The organism is Pseudoalteromonas sp. TAP-3C (genome assembly GCF_059888565.1).
Genome location: NZ_CM187618.1, coordinates 708,605 through 728,468, shown reverse-complemented (window position 1 = coordinate 728,468; position 19,864 = coordinate 708,605). Strand labels below are relative to the sequence as shown.

General features: G+C 40.7%; 19 protein-coding genes. 4 read left to right on the top strand and 15 right to left on the bottom strand.

Annotated features, from left to right (window positions below):
- Positions 1 to 17 precede the first annotated feature (17 nt).
- The 3 genes from mazG to rlmD are packed head-to-tail and all read right to left on the bottom strand — an operon-like array spanning position 18 to position 4,310.
- Entirely contained in the window at positions 18 to 839 is an 822-nt protein-coding gene (gene mazG / locus AC6H44_RS03350) for a nucleoside triphosphate pyrophosphohydrolase (protein ID WP_500737501.1), read from the bottom strand.
- Positions 820 to 2,976 (bottom strand): GTP diphosphokinase, encoded by a 2,157-nt coding sequence (gene relA / locus AC6H44_RS03345; protein WP_500737499.1) that lies wholly within the window; start codon positions 2,974 to 2,976, stop codon positions 820 to 822. The genes mazG and relA overlap by 20 nt, the downstream gene beginning before the upstream one ends.
- A gap of 8 nt (positions 2,977 to 2,984) precedes the next feature.
- The gene (rlmD, locus tag AC6H44_RS03340) at positions 2,985 to 4,310 is read right to left on the bottom strand and encodes a 23S rRNA (uracil(1939)-C(5))-methyltransferase RlmD (RefSeq protein ID WP_500737497.1); all 1,326 of its coding nucleotides are present in this window, start codon (positions 4,308 to 4,310) and stop codon (positions 2,985 to 2,987) included.
- A gap of 106 nt (positions 4,311 to 4,416) precedes the next feature.
- Between rlmD and barA the strand changes: the two genes are divergently transcribed.
- Complete coding sequence (barA, locus tag AC6H44_RS03335; protein WP_500738369.1) at positions 4,417 to 7,194, top strand: two-component sensor histidine kinase BarA; 2,778 nt, start codon at positions 4,417 to 4,419, stop codon at positions 7,192 to 7,194.
- Between the two features lie 42 nt (positions 7,195 to 7,236).
- Here the strand turns inward: barA and pdxJ are convergent, their stop codons facing one another.
- The 10 genes from pdxJ to rpoE all read right to left on the bottom strand — a co-directional run bounded on the left by pdxJ (position 7,237) and on the right by rpoE (position 15,785).
- Positions 7,237 to 7,968 carry a pyridoxine 5'-phosphate synthase gene (pdxJ, locus tag AC6H44_RS03330; protein ID WP_500737495.1) on the bottom strand — a complete coding sequence of 244 codons (732 nt, stop codon included), beginning with the start codon at positions 7,966 to 7,968 and terminating at the stop codon, positions 7,237 to 7,239.
- A 20-nt stretch (positions 7,969 to 7,988) separates the two neighbouring features.
- A complete protein-coding gene (gene recO / locus AC6H44_RS03325; protein ID WP_500737494.1) occupies positions 7,989 to 8,678 on the bottom strand; it encodes a DNA repair protein RecO in 690 nt (229 codons plus the stop codon).
- 20 nt (positions 8,679 to 8,698) lie between these two features.
- Positions 8,699 to 9,631: a GTPase Era gene (gene era / locus AC6H44_RS03320; protein WP_500737493.1), complete on the bottom strand. Its 933-nt coding sequence runs from the start codon at positions 9,629 to 9,631 to the stop codon at positions 8,699 to 8,701.
- Positions 9,621 to 10,298 (bottom strand): ribonuclease III, encoded by a 678-nt coding sequence (rnc, locus tag AC6H44_RS03315; RefSeq protein WP_500737492.1) that lies wholly within the window; start codon positions 10,296 to 10,298, stop codon positions 9,621 to 9,623. The genes era and rnc overlap by 11 nt, the downstream gene beginning before the upstream one ends.
- 2 nt (positions 10,299 to 10,300) lie before the next feature.
- Entirely contained in the window at positions 10,301 to 11,236 is a 936-nt protein-coding gene (gene lepB, locus AC6H44_RS03310; protein ID WP_500737491.1) for a signal peptidase I, read from the bottom strand.
- A 16-nt stretch (positions 11,237 to 11,252) separates the two neighbouring features.
- Positions 11,253 to 13,040, bottom strand: a complete 1,788-nt coding sequence (gene lepA / locus AC6H44_RS03305) for a translation elongation factor 4 (protein WP_500737489.1) — start codon at positions 13,038 to 13,040, stop codon at positions 11,253 to 11,255.
- A 133-nt stretch (positions 13,041 to 13,173) separates the two neighbouring features.
- Positions 13,174 to 13,623: a SoxR reducing system RseC family protein gene (locus AC6H44_RS03300; RefSeq protein WP_500737488.1), complete on the bottom strand. Its 450-nt coding sequence runs from the start codon at positions 13,621 to 13,623 to the stop codon at positions 13,174 to 13,176.
- Positions 13,624 to 13,629: 6 nt separating this feature from the next.
- Positions 13,630 to 14,583 (bottom strand): MucB/RseB C-terminal domain-containing protein, encoded by a 954-nt coding sequence (locus AC6H44_RS03295; RefSeq protein WP_500737487.1) that lies wholly within the window; start codon positions 14,581 to 14,583, stop codon positions 13,630 to 13,632.
- 4 nt (positions 14,584 to 14,587) lie between these two features.
- On the bottom strand, positions 14,588 to 15,202 hold the full coding sequence (locus tag AC6H44_RS03290) for a sigma-E factor negative regulatory protein (RefSeq protein WP_500737485.1): 615 nt from the start codon (positions 15,200 to 15,202) through the stop codon (positions 14,588 to 14,590).
- A 1-nt stretch (position 15,203) separates the two neighbouring features.
- Positions 15,204 to 15,785: an RNA polymerase sigma factor RpoE gene (rpoE, locus tag AC6H44_RS03285; RefSeq protein WP_500738367.1), complete on the bottom strand. Its 582-nt coding sequence runs from the start codon at positions 15,783 to 15,785 to the stop codon at positions 15,204 to 15,206.
- A gap of 244 nt (positions 15,786 to 16,029) precedes the next feature.
- Between rpoE and nadB the strand changes: the two genes are divergently transcribed.
- On the top strand, positions 16,030 to 17,640 hold the full coding sequence (nadB, locus tag AC6H44_RS03280; RefSeq protein WP_500737484.1) for an L-aspartate oxidase: 1,611 nt from the start codon (positions 16,030 to 16,032) through the stop codon (positions 17,638 to 17,640).
- Here the strand turns inward: nadB and AC6H44_RS03275 are convergent.
- Together AC6H44_RS03275 and AC6H44_RS03270 are read right to left on the bottom strand one after the other, a co-directional pair.
- Positions 17,615 to 17,944 carry a hypothetical protein gene (locus AC6H44_RS03275; RefSeq protein WP_500737482.1) on the bottom strand — a complete coding sequence of 110 codons (330 nt, stop codon included), beginning with the start codon at positions 17,942 to 17,944 and terminating at the stop codon, positions 17,615 to 17,617. The genes nadB and AC6H44_RS03275 overlap by 26 nt on opposite strands.
- An 82-nt stretch (positions 17,945 to 18,026) precedes the next feature.
- Entirely contained in the window at positions 18,027 to 18,278 is a 252-nt protein-coding gene (locus AC6H44_RS03270; protein WP_500737481.1) for an FAD assembly factor SdhE, read from the bottom strand.
- 153 nt (positions 18,279 to 18,431) lie between these two features.
- On the opposite strand from AC6H44_RS03270, the gene ygfZ reads away from it, so the two are divergent.
- Both ygfZ and AC6H44_RS03260 read left to right on the top strand, forming a co-directional pair.
- Entirely contained in the window at positions 18,432 to 19,343 is a 912-nt protein-coding gene (gene ygfZ / locus AC6H44_RS03265) for a CAF17-like 4Fe-4S cluster assembly/insertion protein YgfZ (RefSeq protein WP_500737480.1), read from the top strand.
- Positions 19,344 to 19,354: 11 nt separating this feature from the next.
- Complete coding sequence (locus AC6H44_RS03260; protein ID WP_500737479.1) at positions 19,355 to 19,840, top strand: FKBP-type peptidyl-prolyl cis-trans isomerase; 486 nt, start codon at positions 19,355 to 19,357, stop codon at positions 19,838 to 19,840.
- Positions 19,841 to 19,864: the final 24 nt, after the last annotated feature.

Sequence of the window (19,864 nt, the reverse complement as noted above, 5' to 3'; positions counted from 1 at the left end):
CACTTTTATGGGCCAGCTTATTTAATTTTTTTTATCGCATCCCATGCTGCATCCATTTCCTCTAAAGAGGCTGACTCAATACATTTACCTTGTGCAATTAAGTAGTTTTGTACCTTTTCAAATCGTGCAGAAAACTTGTCGTTAGCACTGCGCAATAATTGTTCGGGGTCACGCTTAACATGACGCGCTACGTTAACGGTTGCAAACAGTAAATCGCCTAACTCTTCTGCCGTATGCTCTGAGTATGGGTTATGTGCTAAGGCTTCTTTAACTTCTTCAACTTCTTCACTCACTTTGTCAATAGCACCGTGATAGCTAGGCCAGTCAAAACCAAGTGCAGCGACTCGTTGTTGAATTTTTTTAGCTTTAGCTAAGCCCGGCAAACTGCTTGGTATGCCTTGCCAAAGCGATGAGCTTTGATGCTTAGATTTAGCCGCACGCTCTTGTGCTTTTATTGCTTGGAACTGCGCTGCTAATTCGGCATCGGTTTTAGGTGTTGCTTGCGCTGTAAATACATGCGGATGACGACGCACCAGCTTTTCGTTTAACTGTACTACAACATCATTAAAATTAAATAATTGCTGCTCTTGTGCTAATTGCACATAAAATACAATTTGAAACAGTAAGTCGCCTAGTTCATTTTTTAAATCGCTTAAATTGTTCGATTCAATACAATCAGCTACTTCGTAAGCTTCTTCTAGGGTGTGTGGCACAATTGACGCAAACGTTTGCTTAAGATCCCAAGGGCATCCACCCTCAGGGTTTCTTAGTGTTTGCATTATTTCAAGCAGTTGGCTCACTGCCTCATTGCTGGTGTTATTATTGCCCTCGCTTTGCACTGTGCACCCCTTCAATTTGGTGTAGCTTAGAAAGCACTTTATTGGTGCCCTGTAAGTCATGCACTTCTATTTGCATCACAAAAATAGCGGTTTGCGTGTTATCAACCGTATTGACATTCATGCTGAGCACATTAACTTTTTCATTGGCCAAAGCTGAACTAATATCACGAATTAATCCAGAACGATCGCTGGCTTCAATACGAATAGTCAACGCATAAGAGCTGCTGATATCGTCTGACCAACTCACTGAAATAACACGCTCTGGGTGCTTATTTTTTAAATTACTAAACGAGTCACAATCATCTCGGTGTACGCCAATGCCACGCCCTTGGGTAATATAACCAATAATTTCATCCCCTGGCACTGGGCGACAGCATCTAGCGACATGACTCATTAAGCTGCCCACACCATCAACCACAATGCCATTGTTGTCGCCAGTTACTTTGCTAGGCGATTTAAAGCGAATAACGGGTTCGTGTTCTGCTTTGTCGGTAATAAAGTTAAGCATTTGGTTAAGGCGAATATCGCCCGCACCAATGGCCACCATCAAGTCATCCAGCTCTCTAAAATTAAAGCGCTTTATAGCTGGGTCTAAATCTTTGTAAGTCAGCTCTAATTTTTGTAATTCGTTATCAAGGATTTCTTTACCCGCGCTTAAGTTTTTATCGCGATCGAGTTGTTTAAACCAATGATGGATTTTGGCTCTTGCACGAGATGATTTGATGTACCCTAACGACGGGTTCAACCAATCACGGCTTGGATTTGGCTGCTTTTGGGTCAGTATTTCAACCTGATCGCCGGTACTTAATTGATGTGTAAACGGCACTATTTTGCCAAATATTTTTGCGCCAATACACCGATGCCCCACATTGGAGTGAATGTAGTAAGCAAAATCAAGTGGCGTTGCACCAAGTGGCAAGTCAAAAATATCGCCACGTGGCGTGAACACATACACACGGTCTTCAACCACTTGGTTTTTGAGCTCTTGTGCTAAATCGCTGCCATCAACCACTTCCTCTTGCCATTGCAATAATTTACGCAACCAGCTAATTTTTTGCTCATAGCCAGAACCCCGCCCTGGTAATGCCCCTTCTTTGTACATCCAATGCGCAGCCACCCCCAACTCTGCATCTTGATGCATATCGTGGGTTCGAATTTGAATTTCAACGGTTTTACCCTCAGGGCCAAAAACTACGGTATGAATAGATTGATAACCATTTTGTTTTGGAGTCGCCACATAATCATCAAACTCCTTATTTAAATGGCGCCAATTAGTATGCACTATACCTAGCGCACCGTAGCAGTCTTGTAATCGTTCAACCACAATCCGCATAGCGCGGATATCAAATAGCTGATCAAACTCGTAATTTTTTTTCGCCATTTTTTTATAAATACTGTAGATGTGTTTTGGCCTGCCGTACACCTCAGCTTTAATACCCGCTTCATGTAAGCGTTGTTTTACCAGCTCGACCATATCAGCCATATACGCTTCGCGGGCAAGGCGTTTGTCATCCAGTTGTTTGGCAATATTTTTATAAATATCTGGGTGTAAATAGCGAAAGGCTAAATCTTCCAGCTCCCATTTTAATTGACCAATACCAAGGCGATTAGCAAGTGGTGCAAATATATCAGCGGTTTCTTTGGCAGCTATGACCCGCTCTTCCTCTGCGGCATCTTTTACATTGCGTAAATGGCACACTTGCTCGGCTAATTTAATAACCACAGCACGTACATCTTCAACCATAGCCAGTAACATACGACGAATATTATCAACCTGTACCGTGCCGTTACCTTGATGAGCTAGCGTGCTTATGGTGGCCATTTGCGACACGCCGGTTAATAGCACAGCAACATGATTACCTAGATGCTCCTCTACAGCGTCAATGCTCACTATGTCATTTAAATAATAAGGCGTTAAATAAGCTGTGGCTAAGGAGTCGGCATCTAAATTTAGCTCAACTAGAATTTCCACCATTTCTATCGCTGTATTTTGACGCTCGCGATTATCGCAAGTTTGGCAAAGTTGGTGTGCCTTTTTCAGCAAACTGATTTTTTCTTGAGACAAATCAAGAGACTCTACCCGAGTAAAAAAATCACCCGCTTTGTCATGTTGATGAGATTGACGTGTTGCTACCATAATGCGCTTTACCTCCGTTGAAATAACGCCATAGTTTCGATATGTCCCGTATGAGGAAACATATTCATTAGCCCTATTTTATTGAGCTCAAAGTTAGCTTGCGAAATAATAGCGCTGTCACGGGCTAGAGTAACAGGGTCGCAAGAAACGTATAAAATCGCTTTAAACTGGGTCAATGGAAGCTGTTCTAACACTGCCATAGCACCAGTACGTGAAGGATCGAGCACTAAAATATCTAATTGTTGATTAAACCACGCTGCTTTTTTAATACTATCGGTTAAATCAAAACAATGAAACTGTGTATTGGTAATAGAGTTAGTGTGCGCATTTTGAGCCGCTAATGCAACCGCCGAAGCCACGCCTTCAATTCCTATTACAGTGTTAGCTTGACGAGCCAACACTAAAGAGAAATTACCAATACCACAAAATAAATCCAAGACATTTTCATCACCTTTTAAAGCAAGCCAATTTAACGCTTGAAGTAACATTGCTTGGTTAACACAGGCATTCACTTGAATAAAGTTGCTAAGTCCAAATTCAAATTTTATCCCCAACTGTTCAAGCTTATAAAATGGCATCGCTAAATGTGAATGTTCAATTGTATTGCTATCACTTTGCCAAACTAGCTGCCAATGGTGCGCTGTCGCAATATGCTCAACAATCGCTTTGTCGCTTGGAGCAATCATTTTTGTATGGCGAATAACAATATAACTTTGCTCATCAGCAGCGCACAACTGCAAATGACTTATACTGTGCAGCGCTTTATATTGATTAATAACCTTATCAAAAACCCTAAACACATCGCTAAATACATCATTTAATACGGGGCATTTATTAATACTGACAATACGTTTAGAGCCATTTGCCCTGTAGCCTACCCGCATTTTTTTTGCCGTTTTATCATACATCACGGCAATGCGGGCACTGCGTCGATAACCAGATGCTTTGCTAAGCAGTGGTGCTTGCCAATTTAAATCGGTTAATTTTGCAAACTTTTCAAATAATTGATTTACTGCTTTTTGTTTTTCAACCACTTGCTGTGTGGCAGCTAAATGTTGCAGTTGGCAACCACCACATTGGCCATAGTGCTCACAAATAGGCACAGTACGAAATTCACTGCCTTTGAGTACGTTAAGCGTATCGGCTTGGCTGTAGCGCGCTTTATCATCAATTAGCGTTGCTTTTACACGCTCACCAGGCAATGCCCCACTAACAAAACATACTTTATTATTATATTTTGCAATACCACGACCATGATGATCCATAGCCGTAATATCCAACTCTAGCGATTGTTGCTGAAGTGGCTCTTTCTTTGCTTTAAATATTTGCGCCATGTGGCATTACCTTAAAGGGTTGATGGTTATGTCTTTACATACTTTGAGAATAGCGATGAGTATGTATATACTCACAATCAATAATAATGATAACAACATTCAAATTATGACTAAATTAGGCTTGCGCGATTCTGTTTTAACTCTCACCTTAATACCTACAGTGATCATTGGGTTATTACTAGGTGGTTATTTTACAATAAATCGTTACATTGAGCTTGATGAAATTTTATATCAACAAGGAATCACTATTTCTGAGCCACTGGCTATTGCGCTTGAACAACCCCTACTTGAAAAAAATAAAAAATTGCTTAATCGTGTTATTAGCTATACACACAACAAGCATTCTCCTGCAATTCAATCGATTGCAATATTTAACGATAACAATCAACTCATTATAACTAGTAATTACCATCGCTCCTTCGACACTTTAATTGAGCAAGCGCAATTAAATAATTTTAAAGCGACCTATGTTCGACAAACAGAAGACTTAGTAACCTTTTTCACCCCTATTATTAACCATTCAACCCCCGACAGTGGCTGGAACACCTCTGAGTTTCAAACATCATTAGGCACTGTGGTGATCCAACTTAACCGCGACAAAGCGGTTATTGGTCAGCAACGCGCATTATTAGTCAGCGGTATCATTATTATACTTGCTTTAGTTTTAGCGGCTATTTTAGCACTAAGACTGAGTCGTATGTTTATGACCCCACTTAATAAGTTAGTACTTGCTATTGATAGATTAATTGAAGGTAAAAGGCAAACCGGATTAACCGAACCAATGAGTGGCGAGTTTGAGCTGTTACGTGAAGGACTTAATACCATCTCTCATTCAATGGTAATGCAAAAAGATGAGATGCAAAAAAATATTGATCAAGCAACCAGCGATTACCGTGAAACACTTGAACAATATGAAACTCAAAATATACAGCTCACTATGGCTAAAAAGGAAGCCCAAGATGCCAACCGCGTTAAGTCTGACTTTTTAGCTAAAATGAGTCACGAATTACGTACCCCACTCAATGGGGTTATTGGCTTTACTCGTCAGCTGCATAAAACACCACTTAATAAAAACCAAAAAGATTACCTTGATACTATTGAGCTCTCAGCTAACAGTTTAATGACTATAATCAGCGATATATTAGATTTCTCAAAATTAGAAGCGGGTGCGATGGAGCTTGAGTCTATTCAGTTTCAACTTCGGGATAGTGTTAACGAAGTCATGACATTACTGGCACCGAGTGCGCACGACAAACAGCTTGAGTTATCTATTTATGTTAATCCTCAAGTGCCTGATCATTTAACAGGTGATCCCACTCGGTTTAAACAGGTACTTGTAAACCTTTTAAGCAACGCAATTAAATTTACCGAAAAAGGCGCAATAAAGGTCGATATTAGTCATCGATTACTTGATGAAGAGCGCGCCTCAATTTTAGTGTCAGTTGCAGATACGGGAGTGGGTATTCCCGCGGATAAGCAAGATGCCTTATTTACCGCATTTGGACAAGCCGACTCCAGTATTACTCGCAAATTTGGCGGCACCGGTTTAGGGCTTATTATTACCAAACATATTGTTGAAGCAATGAGCGGGCGCATCACGCTTAATTCGGCTCCTGGTAGTGGTACTTGTTTTACCTTTAACAGCGTATTTAGATTACCAAATCATGTGTTTACTAACGATTTACCTACTCAATCACTTATTGGCAAACGTGTACTTTATTTAGAACCTCATAAACACACTCACCATGCCATGGTCTCATTATTAAAAGAATGGAAAATCAGTGTTACCTCTTGCTACAACGAAACTGAATTTTTAGAGCAGATAAAAAACTTAAACATTAATTTTGATATTTGCCTGATTGGTCATATGGCATCGGTTGATGACATGCAGCGCTTAAAAAGCTATGTAAAAGCAGTAAGGGAGTCAACCGACTATTTATATTTAATGCTCAATACTGTTTCTCATAATATGCGCGAAGCCTTTATTGGCAGCGGTGCTGACGCGTGTTTAAGTAAACCCCTTAATCATCGTAAATTATGTGAATTACTCGCAGCGCCCTATCGGTTGGATCATCCGGCGCACAATATAGATCAACATGAGCAACCCCTATTGCCATTAAAAGTATTAGTGGTTGATGATAATGACGCAAACTTAAAACTAATTTACACTTTACTAAACGAGCAAGTTGAACTTATAGATTCGGCTCATAATGGCTCACAGGCGTATAGTTTGAGTAAGAGTCATAAATATGATGTGATTTTTATGGATATTCAAATGCCGATAATGGATGGCATCACCGCATGTAAACTAATCAAAGAGTCATCACTTAATGAAGATACCCCAATAATAGCTGTAACCGCGCATGCACTAAACAGTGAAAAAGAGCAGTTATTAAAAGATGGTTTTGAGGGCTACTTAACCAAACCGATTGACGAGGACATGTTAAACCAAATAATTTGCGACTACAGTGCGCAATTACCAAAAAGTCGTGATAAACAAAAAAACACAACTGAACATAGCTGTGCCCCTTTCAACAGCCCTCGGCTTGATTGGAACCTAGCACTGCAACGAGCTGGGGGTAAAACAGAATTAGCCAATGAAATGCTTAATATGTTATTGCTAAGTGTACCCGAAACCCTTGCCTTGCTAAATCAAGCAATAAGCAGTGAAGATTGCCAACAGGTTTTAAGCGTTATTCATAAATTTCATGGCGCCTGCTGTTATACGGGTGTGCCAAAATTAAAAAACTTGACTGAAGTAATAGAAACCTCACTTAAAAGTAAGTGTACGCTTGATAATATAGAGCCAGAGCTATTTGAGCTGCAAGATGAGCTTAAAAACTTACTGATTGACGCCAATATTAAGCACCAAAAAGACGAGTGATAACTCGCCTTTAAATTATTGATTTATATGCTTTTTACTTATTTAAGTGCGAGCTTCAAGCATTAGACGTTTCATATCGCGAACAGCTTTATCTAAGCCATCAATGGCAGCACGAGCAATTATGGCGTGGCCAATATTTAACTCGTATATTTCAGGCATCGCTGCAATTGGTTTTACGTTGTAGTAATGCAAACCATGCCCTGCATTAACAATTAAACCAATACTCGCGGCATATTGTACACCTTGGCGAATATGCTCAAGCTCTACAGCGGTGTCTTCATCGTTTGTTGCATCGGCGTATGCACCAGTATGAATTTCCACATACGGTGCGCCACAGACTTTTGCAGCATCTAATTGTGCTTTATCAGCATCAATAAATAATGATACTTTAATACCCGCTTGCGTTAATGTTTTAGTTGCTGCTGCTATTTTTTCGATATTACCTGCTACATCTAAGCCACCTTCGGTGGTAAGCTCTTCGCGTTTTTCAGGCACTAAACATACATATTCAGGTTTAACCTCAAGTGCAATGGCAATCATTTCATCGGTGACTGCGGTTTCAAGGTTCATCCGTGTTTGAATGGTTTTAGCCATGACATACACATCACGGTCTTGAATATGTCTGCGGTCTTCGCGTAAATGAATAGTAATACCATCAGCACCGGCATGCTCTGCAACGCTTGCGGCATGTGCTGGATCAGGGTAGGAAGTACCGCGTGCTTGGCGAAGCGTGGCAATATGGTCTACGTTCACGCCTAAAAGAATATCTTTCATTTTTTTACCTATGAAATTTGTTAAGAGCTAATAAATAACTCACGACTTTTTAGTGGTTTATTGCCCAATAATGGTTTTAATAAATAGCGACTTAATTGCTTTGCCATGTATAACACATCAGCCTGGCTAAAGTCATGATTTGCAATGGCATTGAGCTGCAAACCGGTAAATCCAGTGCGTGTATCTTGCTGCACTGAAAATCCTACTTCAGCGAAATAGCTATACGTTTTTGTATCATCAATTGGCTCACCCTCAGCATCAAAACAAAAATCGACACCGTAGCCTAACAACGCTAATAATTGAAACTCGTAAGAGCGCAGTACCGCTTGCATTTCACTACCACTATTGAGGTTTTCTAAGTGGGTTTTGTAAAGCTGAAAAACCTGATCGATTGGTTCGTTAATCGGCACAATGCGATTGGTTAACTCATTTAAATAAAAGCCACAGTAAAGCTTATCACCGTTTAAAAACAATGGGTTACCATGAAGCTCAAATTTATTAATATATTTTAAATCGTATTTACCGTTGTAGTGGACAAGTAAGGCTTGAAATGGTTGGAGTTGGGCTTTGTGTTTAGTGGCCTGACGGCCACTAACTCGTGCGAGCATTCTAAGTTGGCCAACGCCTTCAACGAGCATATCGAGCATTACTTGCGAGTCGCTATAAGGGCGCCGATGTAATAAATAAGCTTTGTAAAAGTCGCTGTCCATATTAGGCTATTTGATACTTTTTAATCTTCACCGTAACCTAAGCTTCTTAACGCACGCTCGTCGTCAGCCCAGCCCGATTTGACTTTAACCCACAGCTCTAAAAATACTTTGTTTTCAAGCATTTCTTCTAGGTCTTTACGTGCTTCACGGCCAATAACTTTTAGCTTTTCGCCTTTATTGCCAATAACCATGCGCTTTTGGGTTTCGCGCTCAACTAAAATTAAGCCATTAATATGCCAAACACCGTTTTCTTGCCATTTAAATTGCTCTATTTCAACAGTGACTGAATAAGGTAGCTCTTCACCCATAAAACGCATTAGCTTTTCACGGATCACCTCTGCTGCCATAAAACGCATTGAACGGTCAGTTACGTAGTCGTCAGGAAAATAAAACTCGCACGGCGGTAAGCGCTTAGTTACTTCATCTTTGATCAGGTTAATGTTTTTACCCTGAGTCGCAGACACAGGCATAATGCCTATAAAATCAAACTTATCACCTAACCATTTCATATGTGGTAATACTAAGTCACGATCTTTTACTTGATCAATTTTGTTAATCACTAACAAAACAGGCTTACCACTTTGGCTCACTTTGTTAAGTACCATGTCGTCATCGGCATTCCAATGCGTGCCCTCAACAACAAAAATAATCAGCTCAACATCACCAATAGAGCTCGATGCTGCACGATTCATTAAACGGTTAATTGCACGTTTTTCTTCAACATGAAGCCCAGGGGTATCTACGTACACCGCTTGGTGTTTACCCTCAGTATGAATCCCCATAATACGATGACGCGTAGTTTGTGGCTTACGCGAGGTAATACTCACTTTTTGCTGAATAATTTCATTAAGCAACGTTGACTTACCCACATTAGGGCGACCAACTATGGCAACCATGCCACAGAATGTGTCTACTTCGCCTTCATGAGGCTGTTTTAAGGTATCAAGATTCATTTTTAAGTATCTTCAATGCTTTTTCAGCAGCTTTTTGTTCAGCTTTACGCCTTGAGCTACCAACAGAAATAATGCTATCCATTCCATCAACAATACATTCAACCGTGAATGTTTGATTGTGTGCCTGGCCTTTAGTATCAACTACAGTGTAACCAGGTAACGATAGCCTGCGAGCTTGCAGATACTCTTGCAGCAGGGTCTTAGGATCTTTTTGGTTAAGCCCTGGTGAAATAGCATCTAAACGTGGTTCATACCAGTCTAAAATTAGCGAACCGCAACGCTCAATATCCGAATCTAAAAATACAGCGCCAATAATGGCCTCAACGGCATCAGCTAATGTTGACTCACGTCTAAAACCGCCACTTTTAAGCTCGCCTGGCCCTAAGCGTAGGTAATCACCTAGCTCAAATTCAAGACCAAATTCAGCTAACGTTTGCCCACGTACTAAAGTTGAACGCATTCGGCTCAAATCGCCTTCGCGTGCCTTTGGAAATTTAGCATACAATGCATTGGCAATAACAAAGCTCAGTATAGAGTCACCCAAAAATTCGAGTCGCTCGTTGTGTTGACCTTTATGGCTGCGATGCGTCATTGCTTGCTCAAGTAATCCTTGATCAGCAAATGTGTAGCCTATTCTTTTGTATAATTCTGTTACATTTTTTTTCATTGTTACTGAATATTACCTAGGCGTTCAAAACGAACACCAGTTGGAACCCATCCTGGTAAAATGTCATCTGGGCCATTATCAAATTCAAAACTCATCCATATAAAGACAGCTTTCCCCACCAAGTTTTCTTTTGGTACAAATCCCCAAAATCGACCGTCTTCACTATTATCTCGATTATCTCCCATCATAAAATAGTGATCTGCGGGCACAACCCACTCATCGGTGCGAGTACCTGCTTGTCTAAAGTAACGACCTTTTTTCTCAGGCAGTTCAGGGTAAATTAAAATATCGTGACCCCCTTCTGTGAGTGATTCATTTACTCGAACCGACTCCATGCCTCTGAGCATGAATTCACCTCTCTCTTTAACTTCCATGTCGATTTTATTGTATTCACCACATTGCAGATTATCGCGGCTTGATTCACCATCAGCACATTTTGGCTGAATATAAAGATGCTTATCGCGATAGACGACTTTATCGCCAGGTAACCCTATTGTTCTTTTTATGTAATCAATTGTTTCATTGCCCGGAAACTTAAAAACAACAATATCACCACGCTCCGGTTCACTTACATCAACTAATTGACTGCGCCATACTGGATCTTTAATTCCATAAGCATACTTTTGCACTAAAATAAAATCGCCCACTAATAATGTTGGCATCATTGACCCTGATGGAATTTGAAAAGGTTCAAAGATGAACGATCTAAAAATAGTGATAGCAGCAATCATTGGAAAAATAGACTTTGCCGTTTCAGTAATCACTGGCTCAGGGGCAATCAGTGCTGCTGTTTCTTCATCAAGTTGGCCGCCGGCGGAACTTTGCGCTATGGCTAAACGTTCCTGCCTTTTAGGGGCAAACATTAAGTGATCTATTAACCATATTAGGCCGGAGCCCAAGGTTAATAAAACTAATAAAACTGAAAAATAACCAGCCATTTATAATCCTTTGTTTTTATTTACCAACTTTCAAAATAGCTAAGAACGCTTCTTGAGGTACTTCAACATTACCCAGTTGCTTCATACGTTTTTTACCATCTTTTTGCTTTTGAAGTAACTTTTTCTTACGACTGACGTCGCCACCGTAACACTTTGCAATCACGTTTTTACGTAGTTGCTTAACAGTAGTACGGGCAATAACATGCTGTCCAATGGCAGCCTGAATCGCAATATCAAACATTTGCCTAGGAATAAGCTCTTTTAACGCATCAGCTAATTGACGTCCGCGTGATTGTGCGCTTTCGCGGTGAACAATAATCGCTAGCGCATCGACACGCTCACCATTAATGAGTATATCTACACGCACCATGTCTGAGGTTTGAAAATGCTTAAAATTGTAATCAAGTGATGCAAAACCACGACTGGTTGATTTTAATTTATCAAAAAAGTCCATCACCACTTCAGCCATTGGTAGCTCATAAGTTACAGCCACTTGCTTACCATGATAAGTCATTTTAGTTTGCATACCGCGCTTATCAACACATAAGGTGATCACGCTACCTAAATATTCTTGTGGTACCAGTATATTTGCTTCAACCACAGGCTCACGAATCTCTAAAATATCGTTAACTGGCGGTAAGTCAGAAGGGTTGTCTATTTGTGTGGTCCCCTCTTTTGTGACCACTTCATAAATAACCGTAGGCGCCGTAGTGATCAAATCAATGTTGTATTCACGCTCTAAACGCTCTTGAATAATTTCCATGTGGAGCATACCCAAAAAGCCACAACGAAAACCAAAACCAAGGGCGGTTGAATTTTCTGGCTCAAAAAATAACGACGCATCATTTAGGCTTAATTTATTAAGCGCATCGCGAAATGATTCATATTCATCAGAAGCAATAGGGAACATACCAGCATAAACTTGTGGCTTAATTTTTTGAAAGCCAGGTAGACGCATTGGCGCAGCATTTTTTTGATGAGTGATGGTATCGCCCACCGGCGCGCCGTGTATTTCTTTAATACCCGCAATAACAAATCCCACCTCACCGGTGCGTAAAATACCCGTGTTGGTCTGTTTAGGCGTAAAAATACCCACCTGATCAGCAGTATGAATATGTTCATTTGACATGATTTTAATTTTATCGCCTGTGCGCAACTCGCCATGCTTAATACGCACAAGTGATACAACGCCTTGGTATGGGTCAAACCATGAATCGATAATAAGCGCCTGCAAAGGCGCCTCTTTGTCACCCACCGGAGGGGGGACATCTTTAACAATCATTTCAAGTACTTCAGCAATGCCTACACCTGTTTTAGCACTGCATTGCACGGCATCCAGCGCATCAATACCAATAATATCTTCAATTTCTTCGGCAACACGAAGTGGATCAGCTTGCGGTAAGTCAATTTTATTAAGTACAGGTATAACTTCCAAGTCCATTTCAATGGCGGTATAACAGTTAGCCAGTGTCTGTGCTTCAACACCTTGGCCAGCATCAACAACCAATAATGCACCTTCACAGGCCGCTAACGAGCGGGATACTTCATAAGTAAAGTCTACATGCCCTGGGGTATCGATAAAATTAAGCTGGTAGGTTTCACCGTCATTGGCTTTATAGTTTAAGGTTACACTTTGTGCCTTAATAGTGATGCCGCGTTCACGTTCAATATCCATTGAATCCAGAACTTGTTTTTGCATTTCGCGGTCGGTTAGGCCCCCACAAACTTGGATCAAACGGTCTGAAAGGGTCGATTTACCATGGTCAATGTGGGCGATGATCGAAAAATTACGGATATGCTTCATAAACTGGATTCTAAACTTCTATTTTAAGGGACTAAGGCCATATGCCTAAATAACTTGAAAATACGTGCTGTGCATTTTCAAGTTATTTTCAAGTTACTGTGACATAAAAACGCAATTTTACATTTAATTGGCCTCAATCACCATCTATTTGAGTTAAAGGGAGACTAATTGGATGAATTTTTATCACTTTAATCTCATGTCTAAGTGATTTCACCCATGTTTTAGCCATTAAAAAGCCACTAATCCCCCCCGCTAACGCCGCTAAAATTTGCCAGCCTTCAGTGAGTAACATAAATTCACTGGCGACTAAGGCAAATACCAAGCTAGCCAATAAAGGTAGCATGTACACCGCAAAAGCATGTTTTACAACATGACTGTCATCCAGTGACAAAGTGACTTTTTGCCCTATTTCTAATTGCGTTTCAAATTTGTAGGGCAGCGTTTTTTTTGCGCTACCAAATAATTTACTAAATATTTGTGAGCCACAACGGCCATTACAGCCTTCACAAGCTTGTTTTTGTTGAGCTTCTAAATGCGCAACGTGGCCACTAAGGGCCACGACGGTTAACGTTTGTTCTATCATAATAACTTATAATGCCCGCGATACAGACTCAGCAATAGCTTTAGCACTGGTAGTCGGAATATTCCCCACTACCGACACATCAAAATTTCTGCCATTGTGCACATAAATGGTGGTCGCTCCAGAGGTTAATGCTCCATTTAAACGTTTGCCTGGCAATGGTCGTTGAACAAATACCGACACCTCAACAAAACCATCTGAATATAGATAATAGTCTGTTAGCTCATTGTTCAAATCCAGTTTATGTCTGTCTGACTTCAGCAATTCAAATCCAGTTGGTAACCAACTAATTTGCCAATTCATAGCATTGGCTTGAATTTCTTGATCAACTGAGTTGGCAGGTAATGGCGTTGGAAAGTTACGATTAAGCACCTCTAACAGTAGGCTCGCTGGTTGCTCAGTCACGCTAATATGAGTAAGCTGTAGCTGTTCTAGCGCTTCCCCTTGCTGATTAACATAAGCCGCTTTTAATAATAATGACGATTCTGTGTCTATCCATATCCAATAGTTATATTTATCATCGTTTTTAGATTCAATTCGCACAAGTTGCGCAGGACGCCCGGCAATACGACCTTTACCACCAAGTACAAAGTCATAATGTGTACTTAAACGATTTATATCTTTAAACAACACCTCTGGAATAGGCCCTGCAATCGAATCGGTCTTTAATGAATAAGGCGCTGATTGTGGTTCGAAATAAGTAACTTGGTCATTAATGCGGATCATTTCAAGGCCCGCACCATTAAGTAAACTAAGGTGTTCGAGTTCTACATCACCCTGTTTAGCGTGCACCCAACGATAGGGCTCCATGCTTTTGCCTTTAACAACCACAAAGGAGGCATCAAAATTACGAGTATGAACGGCATTAGCCATCTCAAGCAGTAAATCTTTGGCGGGATTGTTGTCATTGGCAAAGGTATTAAAACTTAATGCCAACGACATAATAAAAGTAATTACTTTCATTTAATTAGTTTTTTTCCTCTTGCGAAGTATCGACTGATTTTGCCGCTTTTAACGAATGGGCAACACGTGCTTGACGCTGATGTTCCAGTACCAGTGCACCTATACGTTGTTGCTGAAGCTCTCGCAACCCTTGCTCTGCATTTTCAAGCGCTGGTGCCGATGAGTAACTCACTGGCGAAGCCATGCCTGTTAATGGTGTGGTTTGCAATAAAGGAATTTCATTTTGTACTGACTCTTCACCTTGTGGCAAAGTATTAATACCAACAATGGTAAACATCGCTACGCTCGCTGCAATCGCTATTTGAGCCACAGGTTTGCGCCAGTTAAACGCCACTACTTTATCGTTTGTTTTAGTATCTATTTGCTTTAGCGAATTATCAAACTGGCTAAAATCGGCATAAACGGGCTCGCTCTCAAGTGCTGACGAAATGCGCTCGCTGATATCAAAATCCATATTATTGTTATTTACTTTAGCTCGCATTGCGTCACCAATTAAAGCGTAACGGCCAAATGTAGCTACATCAGCAGATGCAATCGCTGCATCATTTAATGCTTGCTCACCGTCAAGTAATGCTGATAACGATTCGTTATCTAAGCGGTTAACGTGTGCTTTTGTCATACTAAGACTCGCCTATTAATGGGTTTAATTTGTTATCAATTGCTTCACGGGCACGAAAAATACGCGAACGTACCGTCCCGACTGGGCAATCCATCACCACGGCTATTTCTTCATAGCTCATACCCTCAATCTCTCTAAGAGTAATCGCGGTTTTAAGATCTTCAGGCAAACTATCAATGGTGTTAAAAATAACAGCGCGTACTTCGTCGCTTAATAGTAAATTTTCAGGTGATGCGTTAGAACGCATAGAATCTGCACCCTCATAAAACTCGGCATCGTCAGCATCTATATCGTTTGCTGGCGGCTTACGCCCTTGAGCCACTAAATAATTTTTAGCACAATTAACGGCGATACGATAAAGCCAAGTATAAAAAGCACTGTCACCTCTAAAGTTTGGAAGTGCACGATACGCTTTAATAAACGCCTCTTGTGCTACATCAGCAATATCACCTTGGTTTGACACATAACGTGAGATCAAACCAGCGATCTTGTTTTGATACTTCTTAACTAATAGGTTAAAGGCGTTTTTATCTCCTTGCTGAACCCTTTTCACTAACGCTAAATCTAATTCCTGCTCGCTCATTCGAGCCGGCACTCCTCTGATTGATTCTTGCTTATTATTCATAGTGTCGCCATTGTTCACATTTACTCTGACCCTTAAATGAATAAAAAGTTCTCACTCATATTATTTTTTATTAAATAGCTAAAAATAACGCACTTATACGCTAAAACCACTTCATGCTTGTGCTTTAAATATGGTACAACTATAAGCCTTGAAAAATAAATATTGCTCTACCTGAGCATTGTAACCGCAAAGTACCCCACAGATGAACCAAAATAAATATCACATTACAGATGTCGCTATTATTGGTAGCGGCGCAGCGGGCTTATCTCTTGCCTTATCCTTGGCTAATTACTGTAACGTTACCGTGATCAGTAAAGGAGAGTTAACCGAAGGCTCTACTTTATATGCTCAGGGCGGCATTGCTGCGGTTTTTGATAAAAAAAATGACAGTATTGAGTCCCACGTTGAAGATACCTTAGACGCCGGTGGCGGTTTATGTGACAGGGAAGCTGTTCACTATACAGCAAGTAATGCTCATGACTGTTTGCAATGGCTTATTGATCAGGGTGTGCCTTTTGATATGGAGTTTGATAGCAAAGGTAAAGAACGTTTTCATCTTACTCGAGAAGGTGGCCATAGCCATAGACGTATTTTACATGCGGCAGATGCCACAGGCAAAGCCGTACAAACGACCCTTATTAGCCAAGTACAAACACATAAAAATATTACTTTGCTAGAGCAATACAATGCAATCGATTTAATTTCAGATAAAACAATCGGAACAAAAGGCTCACATGTGCATGGCATGTACGTGTGGAACAAAAAAGCGCAAAGAGTAGAAACTATCAGCGCTAAATTTGTGGCGCTTGCAACCGGGGGCGCAAGTAAAGTATACCTTTACACTTCTAACCCTGATGTATCTAGCGGTGATGGAATAGCCATGGCATGGCGTGCAGGTTGTCGTGTTGCTAATATGGAATTTAACCAGTTTCACCCTACGAGTTTGTATCATCCAGAATTACAAAACTTTTTAATCACCGAAGCTATGCGCGGTGAAGGAGCATACTTAAAGCGCCCTGATGGTACGCGGTTTATGAAAGAATTTGATGAGCGAGAAGAACTAGCCCCTCGCGATATCGTTGCGCGCGCCATTGACTTTGAAATGAAGCGCTTAGGCGCAAACTGTGTTTATTTAGATATTAGCCACAAAGACAAAGATTTTATTATTGAACACTTCCCAACTATATACGCTAAATGTTTGAGTGTAGGGTTAGATATCACTAAAGAAGCCATTCCAGTCGTTCCCGCGGCACATTACACCTGCGGTGGCGTAATGACTGACTTTAACGGTAAAACCGATTTAGCTAATTTATATGCCGTGGGCGAGGTAGCTTACACGGGATTACATGGCGCAAACCGCATGGCGAGTAATTCATTATTAGAATGCATTGTATTTGCCCATGCTGCGGCAAAAGACATTTTAAGTAAAATAGAGACCGCACCAGCATTAATTGAGCTACCTAGTTGGGATGAAAGCCGCGTATCTAATTCCGATGAAGAAATTGTCATTACTCACAACTGGCATGAACTTAGATTGTTTATGTGGGACTACGTAGGAATTGTTCGCTCAACCAAGCGTTTAGCAAGAGCACTAAGTCGAGTCGAGTTATTAAAAAAAGAAATACATGACTATTACTCAAATTTTAGAGTGAGTAATAATCTGCTTGAATTACGAAATTTGGTGCAAGTTTCAGAGCTTATCATCAGAAGTGCGATGGAGCGAAAAGAAAGCCGAGGTTTACATTTTACAATTGATTACCCAAATCAAAATGACAATCCAACCCCCACTATTTTGACCCCGCCACGCAATTAATTGCCGCAAGTGTTGCGCGTTTTAAACGCGCATAGCTTTGCTCATCAATACTATTGGCTGAGATAATCAGCCAATAATTTTCACTGAAGCCATTAATATACAACCACACACTGCGACCAAGTAATCGGCTTTGTTTGCCAATGATACCTTGAATTTGCCTGTCTGAACTTTCAAAGCGAAATTGATTCGGCGCTAATATAACCACCCCCTTGTTAGGTTGCGCTAGCACTATTTTGCGCCAAAGAATAACCCCAGCAACAAGGTTGAGCACAATACAAACTATAACCGCCGCAATAGAGGTCATAAACAAACAAAGTACTAAAGTCAGTACACAAAAAAAGACCACAATGGGTTTGTGGTCTGGTTGGTTATTTGTAACCGTAAACCTATACACGAACTCGGTCTAAAATTAACTGGACCATAGTGTTAAGCTCAGCGTCTTTACATTCTTCATGACCCATAAACCAAGCGAACAAATCTGGGTCCTCTTGGGTTAACAAGCGCTGAAAAGCAGCCTGCTGTTTAGCGTCAAGCGAATCATAGGCTTGTTCAACAAACGGCATAAACAAAACATCTAGTTCTAACATGCCACGACGGCAAGCCCAACGGATACGTGCTTTACTATGTATTTCAACCATGCTAAACCTCATATTTAAGTAGCTTGAGTTTAACAAATACACGTTAATTTAACAGCACTAAATTATAAAAAAACAACGTCTGTTGGTGGCTGTACCATACGCTTTAACTACGTTATTATGTGGCCTCATTCGTTATTGCAAAAGAAGGTGTTTATGTCTCTGGTCTATGCATGTCCTTTATCACATCAGGTTATTAGCCTTTCAGGCGCAGATAAATTATCGTACCTACACGGACAAATCACTCAAGATTTAAATAAACTCAACAACAACAACTTTTTATGGACAGGGCATTGCAGCGCAAAAGGTAAACTTTGGGGCGTATTTAAGTTATTTTCTTATCAGCAAAACTATTACTTAACTGGCTCAAAAGCGGAGGTAGAGCGCTCACTGGCTGAACTTAAAAAATATGCCGTATTTGCTAAAGTTGATATTAACCAATCTTCTGAGCGATTAATTGGCCTACTTGGTGATGATTTAACAGACTTATTAACACAATTAGACATTCACTTTACTGACGACGTTACTGCCTGCGACTTCGCCCACGGCAAAGCACTTAAACTTGCGCCAAACCGCGTTTTACTCATGGTTGATAGCCAATTTTGCCTACCTGATGAAGTATCCACGTTAGAAAGCGATGCTATATGGCAACAAGCCTCACTGTTGGCTGGTGAGCCACAATTAAGCGTAGATGCAATTGATGAATACGTACCACAAATGGTTAATCTGCAAGCGATTAATGGCATTAGCTTTAAAAAAGGTTGCTACACTGGCCAAGAAACGGTCGCGCGTATGAAATACCTAGGTAAAAATAAACGCGCCATGTATATCGTTTCAGGACAAAGTGAAGGATTGCTCGATGCCCCTGATATTGAAACTCAGCTTGGTGAAAACTGGCGTCGAGCGGGTAAACTTATCGCACAAAGTTTTAATGAACAAACACACACTTTAACTGGCTTAGTTGTGTTGCCAAACGATACTGACACCGAACAGGTTCTTCGTGCAAAACACACCCCTTCGGTAGAGCTAAACATTCTGCCTCTCCCTTACTCTCTTGAAGATGAATAATAGGAATGACTATGATCGTTGCAGCAAATAAAGTGGTAAAAATGCATTACTCTGTACTAGATAATGACGGCAATACCATTGATAACTCATTTGGCGGTGAGCCATTAATTTTTATCGTTGGTACAGGCTACCTGATTTCAGGGCTGGAAAACGCGCTGCAAGGCAAACAAGCTGGCGATACACTAAGCGTAAAAGTAGAACCTGAAGAAGGTTACGGTGAGCGTCATGATAACCTAATGCAAGCCGTGCCAAAATCAATGTTTGAAGGCATGGAAATTGAAGTGGGCATGCAATTTCGTGCAACTACCGATGATGGCGATCAATCAGTGATGATCATCGATATTCAAGACGAAGAAGTGATTATTGATGGTAATAACCCACTTGCCGGTATTACGCTTAACTTTGATGTAGAAATTTTAGAAGTACGTGATGCAACGGCCGAAGAGCTTGAGCATGGCCATGTCCATGGTGAAGGCGGTTGTGGTCACGATCACTAAAGCCACATAAAGTAATAAAAAAAG

Coding starts and splice junctions, on each gene's coding strand:
- relA (WP_500737499.1), bottom strand. CDS start 2,976: ATGGTAGCAACACGTCAATCTCATCAACATGACAAAGCGGGTGATTTT.
- rlmD (WP_500737497.1), bottom strand. CDS start 4,310: ATGGCGCAAATATTTAAAGCAAAGAAAGAGCCACTTCAGCAACAATCG.
- barA (WP_500738369.1), top strand. CDS start 4,417: ATGACTAAATTAGGCTTGCGCGATTCTGTTTTAACTCTCACCTTAATA.
- pdxJ (WP_500737495.1), bottom strand. CDS start 7,968: ATGAAAGATATTCTTTTAGGCGTGAACGTAGACCATATTGCCACGCTT.
- recO (WP_500737494.1), bottom strand. CDS start 8,678: ATGGACAGCGACTTTTACAAAGCTTATTTATTACATCGGCGCCCTTAT.
- era (WP_500737493.1), bottom strand. CDS start 9,631: ATGAATCTTGATACCTTAAAACAGCCTCATGAAGGCGAAGTAGACACA.
- rnc (WP_500737492.1), bottom strand. CDS start 10,298: ATGAAAAAAAATGTAACAGAATTATACAAAAGAATAGGCTACACATTT.
- lepB (WP_500737491.1), bottom strand. CDS start 11,236: ATGGCTGGTTATTTTTCAGTTTTATTAGTTTTATTAACCTTGGGCTCC.
- lepA (WP_500737489.1), bottom strand. CDS start 13,040: ATGAAGCATATCCGTAATTTTTCGATCATCGCCCACATTGACCATGGT.
- AC6H44_RS03300 (WP_500737488.1), bottom strand. CDS start 13,623: ATGATAGAACAAACGTTAACCGTCGTGGCCCTTAGTGGCCACGTTGCG.
- AC6H44_RS03295 (WP_500737487.1), bottom strand. CDS start 14,583: ATGAAAGTAATTACTTTTATTATGTCGTTGGCATTAAGTTTTAATACC.
- AC6H44_RS03290 (WP_500737485.1), bottom strand. CDS start 15,202: ATGACAAAAGCACACGTTAACCGCTTAGATAACGAATCGTTATCAGCA.
- rpoE (WP_500738367.1), bottom strand. CDS start 15,785: ATGAGCGAGCAGGAATTAGATTTAGCGTTAGTGAAAAGGGTTCAGCAA.
- nadB (WP_500737484.1), top strand. CDS start 16,030: ATGAACCAAAATAAATATCACATTACAGATGTCGCTATTATTGGTAGC.
- AC6H44_RS03275 (WP_500737482.1), bottom strand. CDS start 17,944: ATGACCTCTATTGCGGCGGTTATAGTTTGTATTGTGCTCAACCTTGTT.
- AC6H44_RS03270 (WP_500737481.1), bottom strand. CDS start 18,278: ATGGTTGAAATACATAGTAAAGCACGTATCCGTTGGGCTTGCCGTCGT.
- ygfZ (WP_500737480.1), top strand. CDS start 18,432: ATGTCTCTGGTCTATGCATGTCCTTTATCACATCAGGTTATTAGCCTT.
- AC6H44_RS03260 (WP_500737479.1), top strand. CDS start 19,355: ATGATCGTTGCAGCAAATAAAGTGGTAAAAATGCATTACTCTGTACTA.